Here is a 19,758-nt window from a genome sequence, read left to right on the forward strand (position 1 = left end):
AGGCCGATATGGGGATCGCCATATACCCTCCAACGGGTAAAAAAAGATCTCCATGCCCGCCCCCCACGCCAGCCTTCTTGCCGACGCCCCGTCGTCCGCATTCCAGCCAGCTCCCGCCAGTCGCACAGCGCCTGTGATGGCGCAGCATGCCGCGCAGCCGGCATGTTTCCATTGCGGCCAACCCGTGACTGACGGCCAGGAACTGTCCGAGGAGATGGACGGCCATCGGCGCGCCTTCTGCTGTGGTGGTTGCCAGACGCTGGCACGCACGTTGCACTCGGCTGGCTTTGCCCACCTCTACGGTGACGAGGCGCGCTTTGCCAGGCCTATCGACGACGCCGAAAGGCGGGAATCGGAGCCCGTATGGGCGGCCTACGATACCCCGGAGTTGCGCAGCCAGTTCGTGCGGCCGCTCGACGGCGGTCGTGCCGAGATCACGCTGGCGCCTGAGAATATCCGCTGCGCGGCGTGTGCCTGGCTGATCGAGCAGCACCTGGGCCGCCTGCCTGGCGTGGATTCCACGATCGCGAATGTGGCGACGCGCCGCGTCGTGGTGCGCTGGCGCGAGGCGGACCAGACGGTTTCCGGCCTGCTCGCCGCGCTTGCCGATATCGGTTACGTGGCCTGGCCATTCGAAGTCTCCCGCAGCGACCAGGCCGACCGCCGCGCCCGGCGCAGCCTGCTGATGCGCATGGCCGTGGCCATGCTCGGCATGATGCAGGTGATGATGTACGCGTGGCCCATCTACACCCATGAGGCCACCATCGACCCCGGTCAGTTGCAGTTGATGCGCTGGGCCAGCCTGGCCCTGACGCTGCCGGTGGTCTTCTATTCCGCGTCGCCGATTTTCTCCGGTGCCTGGCGCAGCCTGCGCCAGCGGCACATGGGCATGGATGTGCCGGTGGCGCTCGGCGTCGCCGCAGGGTTTATCGCCAGCACGGTGGCGACGGTCCGCGGAGTCGGGGAGGTGTACTTCGACTCGGTGACGATGTTCGTCGCCTTCCTGCTGGCTGCCCGCTATCTCGAGCTGCGTGTGCGGCAAGCCTCGCGCAGCGGCGCGGAAATGCTGGCGCGGCAGTTGCCGGCTACATGTGAGCGGCTTGGCGCGGACGATTTGGCCACGGAACGCGTACCGGTCGCGCGTCTGCGGCAGGGAGACCGTATCCGCGTCAGGGCGGGCGAGATCATCCCGGCGGATGGCACCATCGTTGCAGGTGCCAGCGAACTCGATGAATCCATGCTGACCGGTGAAAGCCGGCCCGTACACCGCAGCGTGGGGCATGCGGCGCTGGCCGGCTGCTACAACACTTCCAGCCCGCTTGAAATCGCCGTGGACCGCGTGGGCGCGGGCACGCGCCTGGCCGAAATCGTCGCGGTGCTGGACCGCGCACTGGCGGAAAAGCCGCGGCTGGCGGCACTGGCTGACCGCGTTGCGGGATGGTTTGTCGCGACGCTGCTGGCGCTGGCGGCATTGACTGGCACGGTGTGGGCGCTCTGGATCGATCCGTCACGGGCCCTGCTGGTCACAGTCGCGGTACTTGTCGTCAGCTGCCCGTGCGCGCTCTCGCTTGCCACGCCGGCGGCGTTGGCCGCGGCGGGCGCGGCGCTGTCGCGGCGCGGCCTGCTGCTGACGCGGTCGCATGCGCTGGAGACGCTCGCGCGCGTGACCGATGTCGTGTTGGACAAGACCGGCACCCTGACCGAAGGCTGTTTTGTCCTGACCGGACAGCAGACGCTCGGCGTCATGCCAGCCGGCCAATGCCTGGCACTGGCGGCGGCCCTGGAAGCGGGTAGCGAACATCCGATCGGAAGGGCGCTGGTCGGCGCGGCCGCGGAGGCGGGTGTCGTTGGAGGCGGCCAGCCGGTGGCCGCCGTGGTCAATGTGCCGGGGCGGGGCGTACGGGCCGAAATTGGGGGCAAGCGATTCCGCCTGGGGCGTGCCGCCTTTGTGGCCGAGATCGGCAAGTCATGTGTCAAGGCGTCGGCACGGGACGCGGACGCCGCTCGAATTCCTGGCGCCACGCAAGTCTGGCTCGGTTCGGAAGACGGCGTGCTGGCCGTGTTCGAACTGTCCGACCAGGCCCGTGAATCGACGCCGCAGCTGCTTGAAGCGCTGCGCCGGCATGGTGCGCGTTGCCATTTGGTCAGCGGCGACAGCGTCGAGACCGTGCAGTGGTGGGCTTCGCACTTTGGCATGGAGCGCGCCCGCGGCGCCGTATCCCCCGAAGGCAAGCGCGAATATGTCGCGCAGCTCCAGCGTGAAGGCGCCGTGGTGCTGGCCGTGGGGGATGGCATCAACGACGCGCCGGTGCTGGCGCAGGCGCAGGTATCCGTTGCCATCGGCAGCGGCGCCCCGCTTGCGCAAGCGGGGGCCGACGCTGTCCTGACGCACGGAAATGTAGCGGAGATCGCCCAGGCAATCGCGCTGGCGCGGCAGACCCGCCGCGTGGTGCGGCAGAACCTTGGCTGGGCCTTCTTCTACAACGTGGTTGCCATCCCGCTGGCAGCCACGGGCTTTGTCACGGCATGGATGGCCGGCATCGGCATGTCGGTGTCCTCGCTGCTGGTGGTGGCGAACGCCTGGCGCTTGCTGCGTGCAGGCAGAAACGGAGTCTAGGAATGGAAACGCTGTACCTGCTGGTGCCCATGAGCCTGGTACTTGTCGTCGTCATCGCCGGTGCCCTCTGGTGGGCGCTGCATGCCGGGCAGTACGACGATCTCGACCGACCAGGAGAGGCCATCCTGCTGGACAACGACAAGCCCTGAAAGGTCGTCCTCGACTTGTGATGCGAAGATCAGTTCATAGGGCTTTTGTGCAACTTGATAAAGATCAACGCACCAAGCGCGCTGGTTTCATAAAGTCACAACGTCAATCGGTTTATCTTTTTTCTGTGGGGGTCTGAATGGATGTCTCAGCCGCGTCTTCACGCGTCGACACCTTCAATTACGGCGTCGTAAGGCAGTTCGCTGTCATGACGGTAGTCTGGGGGATCGTCGGCATGGCCGTCGGCGTGCTACTGGCAGCACAGCTGATCTGGCCTGAACTCAACTTCAACACACCGTGGCTGTCGTTCGGCCGCTTGCGTCCGCTGCATACCAATGCGGTGATCTTTGCGTTCGGCGGCAGTGCGCTGTTCGCAACCTCGTACTACGTGGTCCAGCGCACCTGCCAGGCCCGCCTGTTCTGCGGCCCGCTCGCAGCCTTTACGTTCTGGGGCTGGCAACTGGTGATTGTCGCGGCTGCCATCACGCTGCCACTTGGCATCACCAGTTCGAAGGAATACGCCGAACTGGAATGGCCGATCGACCTGTTGATCACCGCCGTCTGGGTGGCCTATGCGGTGGTCTTCTTCGGCACGATCGTCAAACGCAAGACCCGGCACATCTATGTTGCCAACTGGTTCTTCGGCGCGTACATCCTGACCATCGCCATCCTGCACATCGTCAACAACATTGAAATGCCGGTGTCGATGTGGAAGTCCTATTCCGCCTATGCCGGCGTGCAGGACGCCATGATCCAGTGGTGGTACGGCCATAACGCCGTGGGCTTCTTCCTGACCACCAGCTTCCTGGGCATGATGTATTACTTCATCCCCAAGCAGGCGGAACGGCCCATCTATTCGTATCGCCTGTCGATCGTCCACTTCTGGGCGCTGAACTTCACGTACATGTGGGCGGGCCCGCACCACCTGCAGTACACAGCGCTGCCTGACTGGGCGCAGTCGCTGGGCATGGTGTTCTCGCTGATCCTGCTGGCGCCGTCCTGGGGCGGCATGATCAACGGCATCATGACGCTGTCTGGCGCCTGGCACAAGCTGCGCACCGACCCGATCCTGAAGTTCCTGGTGGTGGCACTGTCGTTCTACGGCATGGCCACATTCGAAGGCTCGATGATGTCGATCAAGACCGTCAACGCGCTCTCGCACTACACGGACTGGACCATCGGCCACGTGCACTCGGGTGCCCTTGGCTGGGTGGCGATGATTTCCATCGGCTCGCTTTATTACCTGATTCCGCGCCTGTTCGGCGAGAAGCAGATGTACAGCGTGCGGCTGATCGAGTGGCATTTCTGGATCGCCACCATCGGCGTGGTGCTCTATATCGCCTCGATGTGGATCGCCGGTGTGATGGAAGGGCTGATGTGGCGCGCTACGCAGCCGGACGGCACGCTGACCTACGCCTTCGTTGAAGCGGTCAAGGCCAAGTATCCGTTCTACCTGATCCGTCTGCTTGGCGGCATCTGCTTCCTGTCCGGCATGCTGCTGATGGCCTACAACGTCGCGAAGACCATCATCGGCAAGCGCGCGGTGGATGCACCGATCCCGGCCAGCATTCCTGCCTCCGCCCATTGATCCATCAGGATAGAAACGATGTCCGAAAAACAAAGCTTCTTTTCCCACGAAACGCTGGAGAAGAACATCGGCTGGCTGATCATCTGCACGATCCTGGTGGTCAGCATTGCCGGCCTGGTGCAGATCGTGCCGTTGTTCTTCCAGCATTCCACCACCAAGCCCGATGTAGGGATCAAGCCGTATTCGCCGCTCCGGCTGATGGGCCGCGATATCTACATCCGCGAAGGCTGTGTCGGTTGCCATTCGCAGCAGGTCCGTACGCTTCAGGCCGAGACCGAACGCTATGGCCATTTCTCGACAGCGGGTGAATCGGTCTACGACCATCCGTTCCTGTGGGGCTCCAAGCGTACCGGGCCCGACCTGGCGCGCGTTGGCGGCCGCTACTCCGACGACTGGCAACGCATTCACCTGCGCAATCCGCGCGATGTCGTGCCGGAATCGGTGATGCCGTCGTATCCATGGCTCGAAAAGGCCCAACTGCCGACCAACGACGTCCAGGCCCGCATGCGCGCGCTGGTGCGACTGGGCGTGCCATACACCGAGGCGGAGATCGCCAAGGCGCCTGAAGAACTCAAGGGCAAGAGCGAAGAGGACGCGCTGGTCGCCTACCTGCAGGAGCTCGGCACCAACCGTCGCAATGTGCGTGTGGACGCGGCCGCAGCCGCGCCTGCGAAGGAGTAAGTCATGGCGATGCTGACTGCCTTTGCCACGGTCGTGTCGATGGTCGTATTCCTCGGGATCTGCTGGTGGGCCTGGTCGAATGGCCGGCAGGCCGCCAACCAGGAGTCCGCCATGCTGCCGTTCGCACTGCCTGACGAGACCCACACAACATCGAGCCGGAATACCTAGTCATGAGCGATTTCTTTTCCGATTTCTGGAGCTACTACATCGCTGCCATCGCGCTCGTCGGCATCGTCTGGTGCGTGTGGCTGCTGTTTTCCCAACGCAAGGTCACGAAGGTCGCCAACGCCAGCGATGACACCGGCCATGTCTGGGACGGGGATCTGCGCGAGCTGAACAACCCGCTGCCACGCTGGTGGATGTGGATGTTCCTGCTGGCCTGCATCTTTGGCCTGGCTTACCTGGTCCTCTACCCGGGGCTGGGTTCCTATGCCGGTGTGCTGAAGTTCTCCACGCAAGGGGAGCTGGCCGCGCATCAGCAGGCGCAGGAGAAGCTGCAGCACGATATCTACGCCAAGTACCTGAGCATGGATATCAAGCAGGTGGCGGCAGACCCGCAGGCCCGCGAGATCGGCCAGCGCCTGTTCCTGAACTACTGCGCGCAATGCCATGGCTCGGACGCACGCGGCAGCCGCGGCTTTCCCAACCTGACGGACCATGACTGGCTCTATGGCGGAGAACCCGAGACGATCCAGCAGACCATCACCAAGGGCCGCAATGGCGTGATGCCGCCGTTTGCCTCGACCATCGACGGCAAGCTTGCAGCGGATGTGGCCCAGTATGTGCGGTCACTGTCGGGCCTGTCGTCTGACCCGATCCGTGCATCGCGCGGCGAGAGCACGTTCAAGTCCACCTGTGCGGCATGCCATGGTGCGACCGGCAAGGGCAACCAGGCGCTCGGCGCGCCGAACCTGTCCGACAACGTGTGGCTGTACGGCAGTTCGGAGGGCAGCATTGTCGAAGCCATCCTGAAGGGCCACAACAACCACATGCCGGCGCACGAAGAGATCCTGACTCCGGAGCGCATCCGCATGCTGACCGGCTACGTCTGGGGGCTTTCCAATACCGGAGGCTCCGGGCAATGACCACCGACTCAGGACCGGGGTGCGCTATGGCGCTTGAAGGAGCGCACCCATGAACGCACCCGGGACAGAATCACTGGCCCGCTCGGCCGGCCCGCAAGGGCCGGCGTCGTCGCCTGTCGAAACCTCCGACGAAACGCTCTACGAGGTTCGACGCAAGATATACCCGCGCTCGGTGACGGGCGCGTTCTCAAGTTGGCGGGTCTGGATGGTGCTCCTGACCCAGTTCATCTACTACGGCACGCCCTGGCTGCAATGGAATGGCAGGCAGGCCGTGCTGTTCGACCTTGGCGCGCGCAAGTTCTATATCTTCGGACTGGTGCTCTGGCCGCAGGATGTCATCTATCTCGCGGTTCTGCTGGTGATCTCCGCGCTGGCGCTGTTTCTGTTCACGGCTATTGCCGGGCGGCTCTTCTGCGGCTACGCGTGTCCGCAGACGGTCTACACCGAAATATTCATGTGGATCGAGCGGCATGTCGAAGGCGACCGCTTCGCGCGGATCCGCCTGGACGGCGATCCATGGAGCCTACGAAAGTTCCGCCTGAAGGCCACCAAGCACTCGCTGTGGGTATTGGTCGCGCTGTGGACGGGCTTCACATTCATTGGATACTTCGCGCCGATCCGTGAGCTTGGCGGCCAGGTGCTGAGCTTCTCGCTGGGGCCGTGGCAGGCGTTCTGGATGCTCTTCTACGCCTTCGCGACATGGGGCAATGCAGGGTTCATGCGCGAGCAGGTCTGCAAGTACATGTGCCCGTATGCGCGGTTCCAGAGCGTGATGGTCGATCGCGACACCTATGTAGTGACCTATGACATCGGGCGCGGCGAGCCGCGCGGCAGCCGGTCGCGCAAGGTGGATCATCATCAGGCCGGGCTTGGCGACTGCGTCAACTGCAGCATCTGCGTGCAGGTGTGTCCGACCGGCATTGATATCCGTGAAGGGCTGCAGTACGAGTGCATCGGTTGCGGCGCCTGCATCGATGCCTGCAACCAGGTCATGGACAAGATGGACTACCCGCGCGGGCTGATCCGCTACACGTCCGAGAACGCCATGCGCAAGGCGCTGTCGGCCGCGGTGGCGCGCAAGCGGCTGGTGCGCCCACGGACCATCATCTACTCGGTCATCTGGCTGGTGTTGGTTGCGGGTTTTGTGGCTTCACTAGCGCTGCGCACGCCGTTGAAGGTGGATATCATCCGCGACCGTGGGGCGCTTGGGCGCGAGGTGGATGGGCGCTGGATCGAGAACGTCTATCGACTGCAACTCATCAACACCACCGAGGCGCCCATGCGCATCAGCGTGCGGGCCGAAAGCGACGAACTGAAGAATCTGACGGTCGAGTACGATCCGGACGCGAAGGCCCTGGCGCCGACGTCGAACAAGCTGGTGCCGATCCGGATTCGCGTGCCGATCGACGATGCCGCGCAAGGTACCCACAAGATCAGTGTGACTGTGACCAGCGAAGGTACGGGGCAAGGTAGTGCGCAAATCAGGCAATCTACCAGTTTCATCGTGCCGCGCAATTTGTGATGCTAAGGGCGGTGCAGTGCATCGGCGCTGCGCCGTACCAACCGCGAGCGACTCGACGAGGCGCCGACGAAGGGGGCAAGACGATGCAAGAAAGCAATCCGTGGTGGAAGGAGCCGTGGCCGTGGCTGCTGATGAGCGGCCCGTTGCTGGCCATGGTGGCTTGCGGCGTAACCATCTGGCTGGCTTCCACCCATCCTGACCGGCCGGTGGTCGAAGGCGTGGCCAGGCATGGCTTGGTTGTTGAGAAGGCGGAAGGGGCTCCGGGCAGCGCCAAGGCACCGCAAGCGAGGCAGCCATGAGGCTGCGCTGGCTGATGTGGGTGCTGTGGCCGGCGTTCCTGATGGCCGGAGTTGCCACGGCAACGGTGTTTTCCGTGGTGGACCCGGGAGACCTGAATTTCTTCGGGCAGCCGATCGAGGCCTCGCGCGAGGCAGTCTATACGATCGGGTTCTTGCTGGCGTGGGTATTCTGCGCGCTGTCCAGCGGCCTGACGCTGTACACCATGCCGACGAAGCTCAGCGAAACGGACGAACTGGAGTGAAAAGGCCGCAGCTGACCGCCTTGCCTGGCAAGGCGGTCAGACGGCTTCAGCAGGAGCGGCTGTAGACTTGCTTGATGCCTGCCATGTCGACGAGCTTGACGTGGCGTTGACGGATCTGGATTAGGCCTGCCTCGGCGAATCGCGAGAACAGGCGGCTGACCGTTTCGAGCTTCAGCCCGAGATAGCTGCCGATTTCTTCCCGGCTCATGCGCATGACGAACTCGGTCGACGAATACCCGCGCGCGGACAGGCGTTCCGACAGATTGATCAGGAACGCAGCAAGGCGCTCTTCCGCACGCATGGAACCCAGCGTGACGAGCATGAGTTGGTCATGCGATATTTCCTTGCCCATCAAGCGCAGGAACTGTTGCTGCAACGATGGCAGATCGATGGACAGTGCCTGAAGATCGGCCATGCGTACTACGCATACTTCCGTGTCTTCGAGCGCGGTGGCATCCGAGGCGTGCTGCATTTCACCCAGGCCGTCGAGGCCGACCACTTCGCCTGGCAAATGGAAACCAGTGATTTGCGAGCGGCCGTCTTCCGTGGTGACATGCGTCTTCAGGGTACCGAAGCGAATGGCATAGACCGCGGTCAGGGGGTCGCCCATGCGATACAGGGTTTCGCCCTTGTGGACGCGGACGCGCTCTTGCACCAGGGTGTCCATCTTCTGCAGATCCTGCTGGCTCATGCCCACCGGCAGGCACAGTTGCCCCATGCCGCAAGTGGAGCAACGGGGCGACATCTCAGTGACGGGGATGGATGTTAACAATTGGAACCTGCAAGTAATGGGCGGCGAGGGCGCAATACATGCATTTTAACGCGCGGTGTGACGCGGTAGGGAGTTGCAATTGACATTTGGTGTGCTTCTCAGTGTTTTCATGCTTGCCTTGCTGGGGGGCTTCCACTGCGCTGCCATGTGCGGTGGCGTTGCGCTGGCAATCGAGCAACGCGCTGCTGGCGTACCCATTGCCGTGGTGCGGCGCCCACACGACTGGCTCGTGGAGTTGCTTGTCATGCATGTGGGGCGGATTTCTTCCTACATGCTGCTTGGCGCGCTGCTTGGCGCGGTGGGGGCGACGGCCTGGCGCCAGGATTACCTCCCCGTCCAGCGCTGGCTGTTCGGCGCGGGAAGCGCCATGCTGCTGGTGTCTGGCTGGCGCCTGATACGTGGCGAAGCGTTTTCCATCTTGTGGCTGGAGCGGCTAGCGGCACGTGCGGGCGGCGCTATTGCCGGCGGCCTGGCTCGTCTTGGCCGTAAGACGCCGGCGGTCATAGGACGGCGAGGAGGTCTGGCGCGTCGCTACGGGATGGGATTGGCTTGGGGGCTCGTACCCTGTGGCATGGTCTATGGTGCACTGGCCCTCGCACTTCTGGCCGGCAACGCGCCTTCGGGGGCACTCGTCATGGGAGCATTTGGTCTCGGCACCTTACCGAATTTGCTGGCGCTATCCAGCTTGCTGGGGCTGCTGCGCACTTGGTCGCGCCGCCGTTGGGTGAGGATGGGGGCCGGATTGGCTGTCATGGCGTTCGGCGGCCTGGGGATCGGTAGAGCGGTGTTGTTGCCACATTCGCTGGCAGAGCATGGGTTCTGCCTGGTGTTTTGAAGCCATCGTGGACGCGCGGCACTGTGCGGTGGTTGCAGGCGCATGCGGGAATGCCATACAATCGCCTACATTGCGGTATCGCGCGGCGTGTTTCCGAGCGGCGCCTGGCGGCCCTTCCAAAAAAGGGGCGAGTCCAGGGTTTCGGGCAATGAGCCGACATTTCGGCGCCGAACCCTTCCGCAGTCCATCCGGTTCATAATATCTGTTCAAAGTCCGGCTGGCTCTGCGACCGTGGTGCTGGCCCTGCTCCCGATATTCGTTTTTCTTGCGGCCGAGGCGGACGTTCGCCAGAAGCCATGTCCGCCCATGTGGGCGCATGCAAGAGGTTCGTGCACTGGTAGTTGCCGGTGCCGGGCAATCTCCTGCCGGAACACACCCGGCAAATCGATGCAAAAGAAGGTGCACGGCCTCGAAGCGAAGAGCTTTCGGGTTTGCTGCGCGATGAGATGGCGGTGGCAATCGCACCGCTGAATCCACAATGTCCAGGGCTCCGGGTTCGTCCGGGAGCAGGTGCAAAGACAGGCTGCACACCCAACATGAATACCCAAGAGGCGAAAATCGTCCTCGAGACTGCGCTGATCTGTGCGCAGGAGCCCTTGCGCATAGGTGACCTGCGTCGGCTGTTTGCCGACGATGTCGGCGCGGACACTGTCCGGGTCCTGCTCGATGAACTGCGCCAGGACTGGCGCCAGCGCGGGGTCGAGTTGGTGGCGCTGGCCAGTGGCTGGCGTTTCCAGAGCCGGCCGGAGATGCGGGAATACCTTGATCGCCTCAATCCTGAGAAGCCGCCCAAGTACTCCCGGGCCGTCATGGAGACGCTGGCGATTATTGCCTACCGTCAGCCGGTGACGCGTGGCGACATCGAGGAAATCCGAGGTGTGACGGTCAGCACTGAGGTGGTCAAGAAGCTGGAAGACCGCGGCTGGATCGAGGTCATCGGCCACCGCGATGTGCCAGGCCGGCCGGCGCTCTATGCGACCACCAAGGCATTCCTCGACGACCTTGGTCTGCGCACGCTCGATGAGCTGCCTCCGCTCGAGGACGCCCAGGCGCAGGCGCAGGTCACGCTGCTGGACCAGCAGGCGATTGATTTTGAAGAGATGGCAGCGGCGCAGCCGGTGGCTGGCGACGAGGAGGCCTTCCCTGAACCGAAGGCCGTTTCGCCGGCCGGCGAAGCGACCGATGTTGCCGAGGGCACCGGAGTGCCTCCGGTTGCTGGCGAGGAGCCGGCTGACGAAGCCGGGGCCGTAGAGCAGGCCAGCGCCGACGCCATGCAAGTGGCGGATCTCGCGTCGGCCGTGACCGAGGCAAATGGCTTCCATGCCGAAAGCGCGCCGGGCAACCACGACGGCGGCAATTCATCCGGCGACGATACTGCGCCGCCGCACGCGAGCGAGCACGATGAGCGCGTGCCCAACTGAACAATATGCAACATCCGATAGTGAATACTTTGTCTGATTCCGTTGAACAAGACTCCCGGGCAACCGGGACACCGGCTGCCGATGGCGCAGCAGAACCCGGGTCAGGCACCGATACGGCGCCGCGCCGGAAGGGGCTGAGGCGCGGCTTGCGCAACCTCGTGGCTTCGCGCCGGCAGGGCGGGCAGGATCGAGACGGCAATCGTGCCGAGGGAGCCGAGTCTGGCGCCCAGGGCGATGCGGGCGAGAGCAAGGCTGCCGGCGAACCCGGCGGGCGTGCCGCTCCGCGTGGCCGCGGCAAGCGCAAGCCGGCCAAGGCGGAAAATGCACCGGCCCGGGAAGCCGGTCAGGCCGGACAGGAGCGCGGCGAGAAGGCAGAGCCGGCGGGGCGCAAGCGCAAGCCGCAGGGCCAGCGTACTGCCAGGGCCACACCGGAAGGCGAGGTCCAGTCCGCAGGCCGGCAGCAGGGCCCGCGCAAGGGTGGTCAGCCGCAACGGAAGGGACCGGCCGGCGTCGACAAGGCGGCCGCGGGCAGCGAAGACCTGTTCCGCTTCGTTATCTCGGATCAGTACGACGACGAAGACACCGTCATCCCCCGCACCAAGGCCAAGCCGGTGCGCGAACTGTCGGCGGACGACGATGCGCCGAAGCTGCACAAGGTCCTGGCCGAAGGTGGCCTGGGCTCGCGCCGGGAAATGGAAGAGCTGATCCTGCAGGGCCGTGTTTCCGTCAACGGATTGCCCGCGCATATCGGCCAGCGGATCCTGCCGGCCGATCAGGTACGGGTGAACGGCAAGCTGATCCATCGCAGGATTTCTTCCAAGCCTCCGCGTGTGCTGCTGTATCACAAGCCGGCCGGAGAGATCGTCAGCCAGTCGGATCCCGAAGGCCGTCCGACCGTGTTCGACAACCTGCCGCGCATGAAGACCGGCAAGTGGGTCGCGGTAGGCCGCCTGGATTTCAATACCGAAGGCCTGCTGATCTTTACGACTTCGGGCGACATTGCCAATCGTTTCATGCATCCGCGCTATGGCGTGGAGCGCGAGTACGCGGTGCGTACGCTGGGCGAACTGGCCGAGGCCGATCGCCAGCGCCTGCTCCATGGCATCAAGCTCGATGACGGCGAGGCCAACTTCCTGCGCATTGCGGATGGCGGTGGCGAAGGCGTGAACCAGTGGTATCACGTGGCGCTGACCGAGGGGCGTAACCGTGAGGTGCGTCGCATGTTCGAGGCGGTCGGCCTGACGGTGTCGCGCCTGATCCGCACCCGTTACGGACAGTTCCTGCTGCCGCGCGGACTGAAGCGCGGCCGTTGGCAGGAGCTGGAGGCAACGGAAGTCAGGACCATGATGGCTGCCGTCGGCCTGAAGGTGCCGGGCAAGGGCGAGCAGGGTGGCAAGGGCGTGACCAAGGTCGGTGGACGCAAGGCGCGCACCGAGGCGGCGATCGCGGGCATGCCCATGCATACCGGCATGGACGGCCTGCCGCGTGTCGACAAGGGCGGCGCGGGCCGCGGCCAGCCTGATCCGATGCGGACGTCAATGGGCTACATCACCCATGGCCCGACGGTGCTGACGTCGCACGCAGCGAATCTGGGTGGCGCACGCGGACAGGGTGGCGGACGCGCCGGAGGTGCGGGACGCGGCGGTGCGGCCGCAGGTGCCGGTGGTCAAGGCCGGCCGCAACGTCGCGGTGGTGAAGTCAACGGCAATGTGATGCCGGGGGCTGGAAAGGGCGGCGGTGGTAATCGCCCGGGCCGAGGGAAGGGCGGCGGCACAGGGGGCGCTGGCGGTGGCAACCGCGGCGGGAACCGAGGCGGAAACCGAGGGGGAAACCGCTAAGCGGAAACCCCGGCGGCCACCAGTTGCCGGGGCTTAGTGAGGCGTCGATACATGCCCTTTTGCCTTTTGGACATAATCTGCGTATAATTAAAGTCTATTCAAAAAGTCATCCTCCTGGAGGGTGGGCGAATGATGGGCATTGTGCCCATTTTTTTTTGGTTCGCCCGTTTGACGCATGTGCGCCGGAGGCTGACTGGCAGGTGGCTGTGCCCATGTCGTCCCAGGCGGGGCAGGCAAGCCAGCCTGCCCTGAAGTCGATGGCCATTACTTGGGAATACAGTGCATCTGGCAGATTTGATCGAAACCACCCTTAACGGCATGGGATATGAGCTGGTTGAGCTCGAACGTGCTCCGGCCGGACTGTTGCGTGTCTATATCGATCAGCCTGAAACCGGCATCGTCATCGAGGATTGCGAGAAGGTGAGCCGGCAGTTGACGCACGTGTTGACCGTCGAAAACGTCGATTACGAACGGCTAGAAGTCTCCTCGCCGGGGTTGGACCGGCCGCTGAAGAAGCTGGCCGACTATGCCCGCTTCGCCGGGGCGGAAGCGCGCGTGACGCTGCGCCTGCCTGTCAATGGGCAAAAGAACTTCACGGGCATTCTGCGCGCACCGACTGGTGATGACGGCGCAGAGAAGGTTGGCCTGGAGTTCGAGGGCAAGGACGGTCCGGCGCTGCTGGAGTTCACTGTATCTGATGTCGACAAGGCACGTCTGGTGCCGGTGATCGACTTCAAAGGAAATCAAAGAAAAGGGAACAAGCAATGAGCCGCGAAGTTCTGTTGCTCGTCGATGCGCTTGCGCGTGAAAAGAACGTCGACAAGGATGTGGTATTCGGCGCGCTGGAGGCTGCACTGGCCTCGGCGACCAAGAAGCGTTTCGAGGAAGACGTGGATATCCGTGTCGCGATCGACCGCGAAACGGGCGAGCATGAGACATTCCGCCGCTGGCTTGTCGTCCCTGACGATCAGGGCCTGCAGGAGCCGGACAAGGAGATCCTGCTGTTCGAGGCGCGCGATGACAACCCGAGCGTCGAGCTGGACGACTACGTCGAGCAGCAGATCGAATCGGTCGAATTCGGCCGCATCGGCGCGCAGGCAGCAAAGCAGGTGATCCTGCAGCGCATCCGCGACGCCGAGCGCGAGCAGATCCTGAACGATTATCTCGATCGCGGCGAGAAGATCATGACCGGCACGGTCAAGCGTGCCGACAAGAAGGGCCTGATCGTCGAATCCGGTCGCGTGGAGGCGCTGCTGGCACGTGACCAGATCATCCCGAAGGAAAATCTGCGCACCGGCGACCGTGTCCGTGCGTATATCCTGAACGTGGATCGCGCGGCGCGTGGCCCGCAGATCGAGCTGTCGCGCACCGCGCCCGAGTTCCTGATCAAGCTCTTCGAGAACGAAGTGCCCGAAATGGAAGAAGGCCTGCTAGAGATCAAGGCGGCAGCCCGCGACCCGGGTGTGCGTGCCAAGATCGCCGTAGTGGCGCATGACAAGCGTATCGATCCGATCGGTACCTGCGTGGGCGTGCGCGGCACGCGCGTGACGGCCGTTCGCAACGAGATCGGCGGCGAAGCCGTGGACATCGTGCTGTGGTCGGAAGATCCGGCGCAGTTCGTGATCGGCGCGCTGGCGCCGGCGCAGGTGCAGTCGATCGTCGTGGATGAGGAAAAGCACAGCATGGATGTGGTCGTCGACGAGGAAAATCTCGCCGTGGCCATTGGTCGCAGTGGTCAGAACGTGCGCCTGGCGTCCGAACTGACCGGCTGGCAGATCAACATCATGACGCAGGAAGAGTCGGCGGCCAAGCAGGCTGAGGAAAGCGATGTCGTGCGCAAGCTGTTCATGGCCAAGCTGGACGTGGACGAGGAAGTGGCGGACATCCTGATTGACGAAGGATTCTCCACGCTGGAAGAAGTGGCCTACGTTCCCATCAGTGAAATGATGGAAATCGAGGCGTTTGATGAAGACACCGTCAACGAGCTGCGCAACCGCGCACGTGATGCGCTCCTGACGATGGAACTGGCCCGGGAAGAAAAGGTGGAAGAGGTGTCGCAAGACCTGCGCTCGCTCGACGGCCTCAACCCGGAACTGATCGGCAAACTGGCCGAAGGCGATATCCATACGCGTGACGACCTGGCAGAACTGGCCGTCGACGAACTGGTCGAGATGACAGGCGTCAGCGAGGAAGAAGCCAAGGCGCTGATCATGAAGGCACGGGAACATTGGTTTAACTGAGGGACACGTCCGGGCATGTGACTACATTACCGGACGCGCTTTCCACATACGATTTGTCCCGACGAAGAAACCAAGCATTGAAAGGGTTTGAATGGCAAGCACAACAGTTGCCCAACTGGCCGCAGAACTGAGTCGCAGCGCAGCTGCCCTGCTGGAACAATTGCAGGCGGCTGGGGTGGCCAAGGCGACGCCAGAAGATATTGTTACGGAATCGGATAAGACCAGCCTGCTGGACTATCTGAAGCGCTCGCACGGCCAGGCCGATGACAGCGCGCGCAAGAAGATCACGCTGACCAAGCGCGAAACTTCCGAAATCCGTCAGGCCGACTCCACCGGCAAGACGCGCACCGTCCAGGTCGAGGTGCGCAAGAAGCGCGTGCTGGTCAAGCGCGACGAAGCGGCGCCCGACCATCACGACGAGACGGAGCCGCAATCTGCGGTGGCCGACGCCGCCGAACAGGCGCGCCGCGAGGAAGAGGCGCGCCATCAGGCCGAACTTCTGGCACGCCAGGAAGCCGAAGCGAAGGCGGCCCGCGAGGCGGCCGAGCGCGAGGAAGCCGAGCGCCGTGCGAAGCAGGAGGCACTGGAAGCCGAACAGCAGCGCCAGAATGATCTGCTCGCCAAAAAGGCCGAGGAGGAAGCTGCTGCCGCGCGTGCCGTGAACGAGGCCGCCGAAGACGCTTCACGCAAGAAGGCCGAGGGCGAGCAGGCACGCGTTGCCGCCGAGCGCGCGGTCGCGCAGAAGGCTGCCGACGATGCGAAGGCTGCCGCCGACAAGGCGCGGGTGGAACAGCAGGACGCCGCACGCAAGCGCCGTGAGGCTGCTGAAGCCGAAGCCCGTGCCATCCAGCAGATGCTGAATGCACCGGCGCGTGTGCTCAAGGCACCGTCCGAGCGCAAGGCCGAGGAGAAGAAGGCCGAGCAGACCGGTACGCTGCACAAGCCGGTCAAGCCGGCGGGCGCCCCGGCCGAAGCCAAGAAGGACGACAAGAAACCAGTCACCGCTGCAGCACCCAGCACGACGGTCGACAAGAAGACCGGCAAGCCTGGTGCTCCAGGATGGAAGGATGAAGGCGCGCGCGGCAAGAAGGGCGGCCTGAAGACACGCGGCGATTCGTCGGGTGGCGTGGGCGGCTGGCGCGGTGGTCCGCGTGGCCGCGGTGGTCGTCATCAGCGTGACGATGACGGTCGCAGTAACTTCCAGGCGCCGACCGAACCCGTGGTGCGCGAAGTGCACGTGCCGGAAACCGTCTCGGTGGCGGATCTCGCCCACAAGATGGCCGTGAAGGCATCCGAGGTCATCAAGCAGATGATGAAGCTCGGCCAGATGGTGACGATCAACCAGGTGCTGGACCAGGAAACCGCCATGATCGTGGTGGAAGAAATGGGCCACAAGGCGTTCGCCGCCAAGCTGGACGATCCGGAAGCGCTGCTGGTGGTGGACGGTGAAGAACACACGGATGCCGAGCAATTGCCGCGTCCGCCGGTGGTGACCGTAATGGGTCACGTCGACCACGGCAAGACCTCGCTGCTGGATTACATCCGCCGCACCAAGGTTGCCGCGGGCGAAGCCGGCGGCATTACGCAGCACATCGGTGCCTACCATGTGGAAACCGACCGTGGCGTGATTACGTTCCTGGATACCCCGGGTCACGAGGCCTTCACGGCCATGCGTGCCCGCGGTGCCAAGGCCACCGACATCGTGATCCTGGTGGTCGCGGCCGACGACGGCGTGATGCCGCAGACCAAGGAAGCCATTGCGCATGCCAAGGCTGCCGGGGTGCCGATCGTCGTGGCGATCAACAAGATGGACAAGCCGGATGCCAACCCCGACCGTGTCAAGCAGGAGTTGGTGGCCGAGCAGGTGTTGCCAGAAGAGTACGGTGGTGATTCGCCGTTCGTGCCGGTGTCGGCCAAGACCGGTGCCGGCATCGACGACCTGCTGGAGCAGGTGTCGCTGCAGGCCGAAGTCCTGGAGCTGAAGGCACCGGTCGACGCGCCGGCCAAGGGTCTGGTGGTGGAAGCCCAGCTCGACAAGGGCAAGGGCCCGATCGCGACGATCCTGGTAAGCAGCGGCACGCTCAAGCGTGGCGATGTGGTGCTGGCCGGTAGTGCTTATGGCCGCGTGCGTGCCATGCTGGACGAAAACGGCAAGCCGACCAAGGAAGCCGGCCCGTCGATCCCGGTGGAAATCCAGGGTCTGTCGGAAGTCCCGGCTGCCGGTGAAGAAGTGCTGGTGCTGCCGGACGAGCGCAAGGCGCGCGAAATCGCGCTGTTCCGCCAGGGCAAGTTCCGCGACGTGAAGCTGGCCAAGCAGCAGGCGGCCAAGCTGGAAACGATGCTGGAGCAGATGAGCGAAGGCGACGTCCAGATGCTGCCGTTGATCGTGAAGGCCGACGTGCAGGGTTCGCAGGAAGCGCTGGTGCAGTCGCTGCTCAAGCTGTCGACCGAGGAAGTACGCGTGCAGATGGTGCATGCCGGCGTGGGTGGCATCTCGGAATCGGACGTCAACCTGGCGACTGCTTCCAAGGCTGTCATCATCGGCTTCAACGTGCGTGCCGACGCTGGTGCGCGCAAGCTGGCCGAGAACCATGGTATCGACATCCGTTACTACAACATCATTTACGATGCGGTAGACGAGATCAAGGCGGCCATGTCGGGCATGCTGGCACCGGAGAAGCGCGAGACCACGATCGGCCAGGTCGAGGTGCGCCAGGTGTTCCGCGTGCCGAAGATTGGCGCAGTGGCTGGCTGTATGGTCACCGACGGTCTGGTCAAGCGGACCTCGCTGGTGCGCGTGCTGCGCAACAACGTGGTCATCCACAGCGGCGAACTCGACTCGCTCAAGCGATTCAAGGACGACGTCAAGGAAGTCAAGCAAGGCTTCGAGTGCGGTCTGTCGATCAAGAACTTCAACGATGTTCAGGAAGGCGACCAGCTCGAAGTGTACGAAATCACCGAGGTGGCGCGCACGCTGTAAGGCGGCGCAACAGCGGCGGGCTTCGGCCCGCCGCTGTCGTCTCGATAAGACGGTATTGAATGGCCAAGAAAGGCAGTATTTCCTCCCGTAACCTGCGCATCTCCGACCAGATCCAGAAGGACCTGGCCGAGATGATCCAGCGCGAGCTGCGCGATCCGCGCCTCGGACTGATCACGCTGCAGTCCGTGACGCTCACGCCGGACTATGCGCACGCCAAGGTCTACTTCACGGTGCTCGGCGCCGATGCCGTTGAAGCGGCCGCGATCCTGAACGAGAAGGCGGGCTACCTGCACTCGTTGCTCTACAAGCGCCTGCATATCCATACCGTGCCGACGCTGCGGTTCTATCACGACACATCGGTCGAACATGCGATCGAGATGTCCAAGCTGATCAACGAAGCGAACGCCACGCGTTCCAACGACGACTGATACTGATTCCGGCCGCGCCGGAAAGCACAGTCCCGGCGCGGGCAACACGCCCGCCGCCCTGCATTGTTCCCATGACCGATTCCGCCAATAACCGTCCGCCCCGGCTGCCGCGCCGCGAGGTGCACGGCGTGCTGCTGCTCGACAAGCCGCTCGGGCTGTCCTCAAACGATGCGCTGGTGCGCGCCAAGCGGCTGCTGCGAGCGCTCAAGGCCGGCCACACCGGCACGCTCGACCCGCTCGCCACCGGCCTGCTTCCGCTTTGCTTCGGCGAGGCGACCAAGTTCTCGCAGGACCTGCTGGAGGCCGACAAGACCTACGAGGCGGTCGTCCGGCTCGGGCAGAAGACGACGACGGGCGACGCCGAAGGCGAGGTACTGGCGGAACGTCCGGTCACTTGCGACCGCGCCGCGCTCGATGCAGCGATCGCCCGCTTCATGGGCGAGATTGACCAGATTCCCCCGATGCATTCGGCGCTCAAGAAGGACGGGCGTCCGCTGTACGAATACGCGCGCGCCGGACAGACAGTGGAGCGCCCGGCCCGGCGCGTCACGATTCATGCGATCGACATCCTCGACTGCGCGTTGCCGCAGGCGCCGGCCTTCACGATGCGCGTGAAATGCAGCAAGGGCACATACATCCGTACCCTCGCCGAGGACATTGGCGAGGCACTGGGATGCGGCGCGCACCTGACCGGCCTGCGCCGCATCGCGGTCGGTGACCTGACGCTGGATGGCGCCGTGACCCTGGAACAGATCGACGCACAGCCGGACGAGGCGCGACCGACTATGCTCGCGCCCGTCGACGCCCTGCTGCAACGTTGCCCGTCCGTCACGCTTGATGCCGAAGCGAGCGCACGGTTCCTGCAGGGCCAGCGCATTGCGCAGCGGGACCTGCCGGCAGGCAGCGCGCCGCAAGAGGGCACGCTGGCCCGCGTCTATGGCGGCGAGCCGTCGCGCCTGCTGGGCGTGGCGCGCATGCGCGAAGGTGCCTTGCGGCCCGAGCGGCTGGTGCGCCTCTGAGCGCCTTGCCGCAACCTCACTCCAGTGTGATCCTGGCCGACTGG

At 64.1% G+C, this 19,758-nt stretch carries 18 protein-coding genes; 17 read left to right on the forward strand and 1 reads right to left on the reverse strand.

The window, feature by feature from the left end:
* The first annotated feature begins 52 nt into the window (after positions 1–52).
* The 9 genes from KHO22_RS00735 to KHO22_RS00775 all read left to right on the forward strand — a co-directional run bounded on the left by KHO22_RS00735 (position 53) and on the right by KHO22_RS00775 (position 8,181).
* A complete protein-coding gene (locus KHO22_RS00735; RefSeq protein WP_211945179.1) occupies positions 53–2,617 on the forward strand; it encodes a heavy metal translocating P-type ATPase in 2,565 nt (854 codons plus the stop codon).
* A gap of 2 nt (positions 2,618–2,619) precedes the next feature.
* Positions 2,620–2,766, forward strand: coding sequence for a cbb3-type cytochrome oxidase assembly protein CcoS (ccoS, locus tag KHO22_RS00740; protein WP_011298204.1), 147 nt, complete (start codon positions 2,620–2,622; stop codon positions 2,764–2,766).
* Positions 2,767–2,903: 137 nt separating this feature from the next.
* The gene (ccoN, locus tag KHO22_RS00745) at positions 2,904–4,352 is read left to right on the forward strand and encodes a cytochrome-c oxidase, cbb3-type subunit I (protein WP_211945180.1); all 1,449 of its coding nucleotides are present in this window, start codon (positions 2,904–2,906) and stop codon (positions 4,350–4,352) included.
* Positions 4,353–4,370: 18 nt separating this feature from the next.
* Positions 4,371–5,033, forward strand: coding sequence for a cytochrome-c oxidase, cbb3-type subunit II (gene ccoO / locus KHO22_RS00750; protein WP_211945181.1), 663 nt, complete (start codon positions 4,371–4,373; stop codon positions 5,031–5,033).
* A 3-nt stretch (positions 5,034–5,036) separates the two neighbouring features.
* Entirely contained in the window at positions 5,037–5,201 is a 165-nt protein-coding gene (locus KHO22_RS00755) for a cbb3-type cytochrome oxidase subunit 3 (RefSeq protein WP_211945182.1), read from the forward strand.
* 2 nt (positions 5,202–5,203) lie between these two features.
* On the forward strand, positions 5,204–6,118 hold the full coding sequence (ccoP, locus tag KHO22_RS00760) for a cytochrome-c oxidase, cbb3-type subunit III (RefSeq protein ID WP_211945183.1): 915 nt from the start codon (positions 5,204–5,206) through the stop codon (positions 6,116–6,118).
* 49 nt (positions 6,119–6,167) lie between these two features.
* Complete coding sequence (ccoG, locus tag KHO22_RS00765; protein WP_211945184.1) at positions 6,168–7,640, forward strand: cytochrome c oxidase accessory protein CcoG; 1,473 nt, start codon at positions 6,168–6,170, stop codon at positions 7,638–7,640.
* A gap of 83 nt (positions 7,641–7,723) precedes the next feature.
* Entirely contained in the window at positions 7,724–7,939 is a 216-nt protein-coding gene (locus tag KHO22_RS00770) for a FixH family protein (protein WP_211945185.1), read from the forward strand.
* Positions 7,936–8,181: a hypothetical protein gene (locus KHO22_RS00775; protein ID WP_011298197.1), complete on the forward strand. Its 246-nt coding sequence runs from the start codon at positions 7,936–7,938 to the stop codon at positions 8,179–8,181. Before KHO22_RS00770 ends, KHO22_RS00775 begins: the two co-directional genes overlap by 4 nt.
* Positions 8,182–8,227: 46 nt before the next feature.
* On the opposite strand, the gene fnr is transcribed toward KHO22_RS00775, so the two are convergent.
* On the reverse strand, positions 8,228–8,953 hold the full coding sequence (gene fnr / locus KHO22_RS00780) for a fumarate/nitrate reduction transcriptional regulator Fnr (protein WP_211945186.1): 726 nt from the start codon (positions 8,951–8,953) through the stop codon (positions 8,228–8,230).
* A gap of 79 nt (positions 8,954–9,032) precedes the next feature.
* Here fnr and KHO22_RS00785 point away from each other — a divergent pair, with 79 nt between their 5' ends.
* The 8 genes from KHO22_RS00785 to truB all read left to right on the forward strand — a co-directional run bounded on the left by KHO22_RS00785 (position 9,033) and on the right by truB (position 19,714).
* The gene (locus KHO22_RS00785; RefSeq protein ID WP_211945187.1) at positions 9,033–9,788 is read left to right on the forward strand and encodes a sulfite exporter TauE/SafE family protein; all 756 of its coding nucleotides are present in this window, start codon (positions 9,033–9,035) and stop codon (positions 9,786–9,788) included.
* Between the two features lie 536 nt (positions 9,789–10,324).
* On the forward strand, positions 10,325–11,209 hold the full coding sequence (gene scpB, locus KHO22_RS00790) for an SMC-Scp complex subunit ScpB (protein ID WP_211945463.1): 885 nt from the start codon (positions 10,325–10,327) through the stop codon (positions 11,207–11,209).
* A 5-nt stretch (positions 11,210–11,214) separates the two neighbouring features.
* Complete coding sequence (gene rluB, locus KHO22_RS00795) at positions 11,215–13,047, forward strand: 23S rRNA pseudouridine(2605) synthase RluB (RefSeq protein ID WP_211945188.1); 1,833 nt, start codon at positions 11,215–11,217, stop codon at positions 13,045–13,047.
* Positions 13,048–13,326: 279 nt separating this feature from the next.
* Positions 13,327–13,815, forward strand: a complete 489-nt coding sequence (gene rimP, locus KHO22_RS00800; protein WP_211945189.1) for a ribosome maturation factor RimP — start codon at positions 13,327–13,329, stop codon at positions 13,813–13,815.
* Entirely contained in the window at positions 13,812–15,287 is a 1,476-nt protein-coding gene (nusA, locus tag KHO22_RS00805) for a transcription termination factor NusA (RefSeq protein ID WP_211945190.1), read from the forward strand. Before rimP ends, nusA begins: the two co-directional genes overlap by 4 nt.
* Positions 15,288–15,378: 91 nt before the next feature.
* Positions 15,379–18,267 (forward strand): translation initiation factor IF-2, encoded by a 2,889-nt coding sequence (gene infB / locus KHO22_RS00810; protein WP_211945191.1) that lies wholly within the window; start codon positions 15,379–15,381, stop codon positions 18,265–18,267.
* Between the two features lie 59 nt (positions 18,268–18,326).
* Positions 18,327–18,695, forward strand: coding sequence for a 30S ribosome-binding factor RbfA (rbfA, locus tag KHO22_RS00815; RefSeq protein ID WP_211945192.1), 369 nt, complete (start codon positions 18,327–18,329; stop codon positions 18,693–18,695).
* Positions 18,696–18,766: 71 nt separating this feature from the next.
* Positions 18,767–19,714: a tRNA pseudouridine(55) synthase TruB gene (truB, locus tag KHO22_RS00820; protein WP_211945193.1), complete on the forward strand. Its 948-nt coding sequence runs from the start codon at positions 18,767–18,769 to the stop codon at positions 19,712–19,714.
* Positions 19,715–19,758 lie beyond the last annotated feature (44 nt).

Origin of the sequence: Cupriavidus yeoncheonensis, assembly GCF_905397275.1 — a bacterium.
Taxonomy (GTDB): Bacteria; Pseudomonadota; Gammaproteobacteria; order Burkholderiales; family Burkholderiaceae; genus Cupriavidus; species Cupriavidus yeoncheonensis.

Coding starts and splice junctions, on each gene's coding strand:
- KHO22_RS00735 (WP_211945179.1), top strand. CDS start 53: ATGCCCGCCCCCCACGCCAGCCTTCTTGCCGACGCCCCGTCGTCCGCA.
- ccoS (WP_011298204.1), top strand. CDS start 2,620: ATGGAAACGCTGTACCTGCTGGTGCCCATGAGCCTGGTACTTGTCGTC.
- ccoN (WP_211945180.1), top strand. CDS start 2,904: ATGGATGTCTCAGCCGCGTCTTCACGCGTCGACACCTTCAATTACGGC.
- ccoO (WP_211945181.1), top strand. CDS start 4,371: ATGTCCGAAAAACAAAGCTTCTTTTCCCACGAAACGCTGGAGAAGAAC.
- KHO22_RS00755 (WP_211945182.1), top strand. CDS start 5,037: ATGGCGATGCTGACTGCCTTTGCCACGGTCGTGTCGATGGTCGTATTC.
- ccoP (WP_211945183.1), top strand. CDS start 5,204: ATGAGCGATTTCTTTTCCGATTTCTGGAGCTACTACATCGCTGCCATC.
- ccoG (WP_211945184.1), top strand. CDS start 6,168: ATGAACGCACCCGGGACAGAATCACTGGCCCGCTCGGCCGGCCCGCAA.
- KHO22_RS00770 (WP_211945185.1), top strand. CDS start 7,724: ATGCAAGAAAGCAATCCGTGGTGGAAGGAGCCGTGGCCGTGGCTGCTG.
- KHO22_RS00775 (WP_011298197.1), top strand. CDS start 7,936: ATGAGGCTGCGCTGGCTGATGTGGGTGCTGTGGCCGGCGTTCCTGATG.
- scpB (WP_211945463.1), top strand. CDS start 10,325: ATGAATACCCAAGAGGCGAAAATCGTCCTCGAGACTGCGCTGATCTGT.
- rluB (WP_211945188.1), top strand. CDS start 11,215: ATGCAACATCCGATAGTGAATACTTTGTCTGATTCCGTTGAACAAGAC.
- nusA (WP_211945190.1), top strand. CDS start 13,812: ATGAGCCGCGAAGTTCTGTTGCTCGTCGATGCGCTTGCGCGTGAAAAG.
- infB (WP_211945191.1), top strand. CDS start 15,379: ATGGCAAGCACAACAGTTGCCCAACTGGCCGCAGAACTGAGTCGCAGC.
- rbfA (WP_211945192.1), top strand. CDS start 18,327: ATGGCCAAGAAAGGCAGTATTTCCTCCCGTAACCTGCGCATCTCCGAC.
- truB (WP_211945193.1), top strand. CDS start 18,767: ATGACCGATTCCGCCAATAACCGTCCGCCCCGGCTGCCGCGCCGCGAG.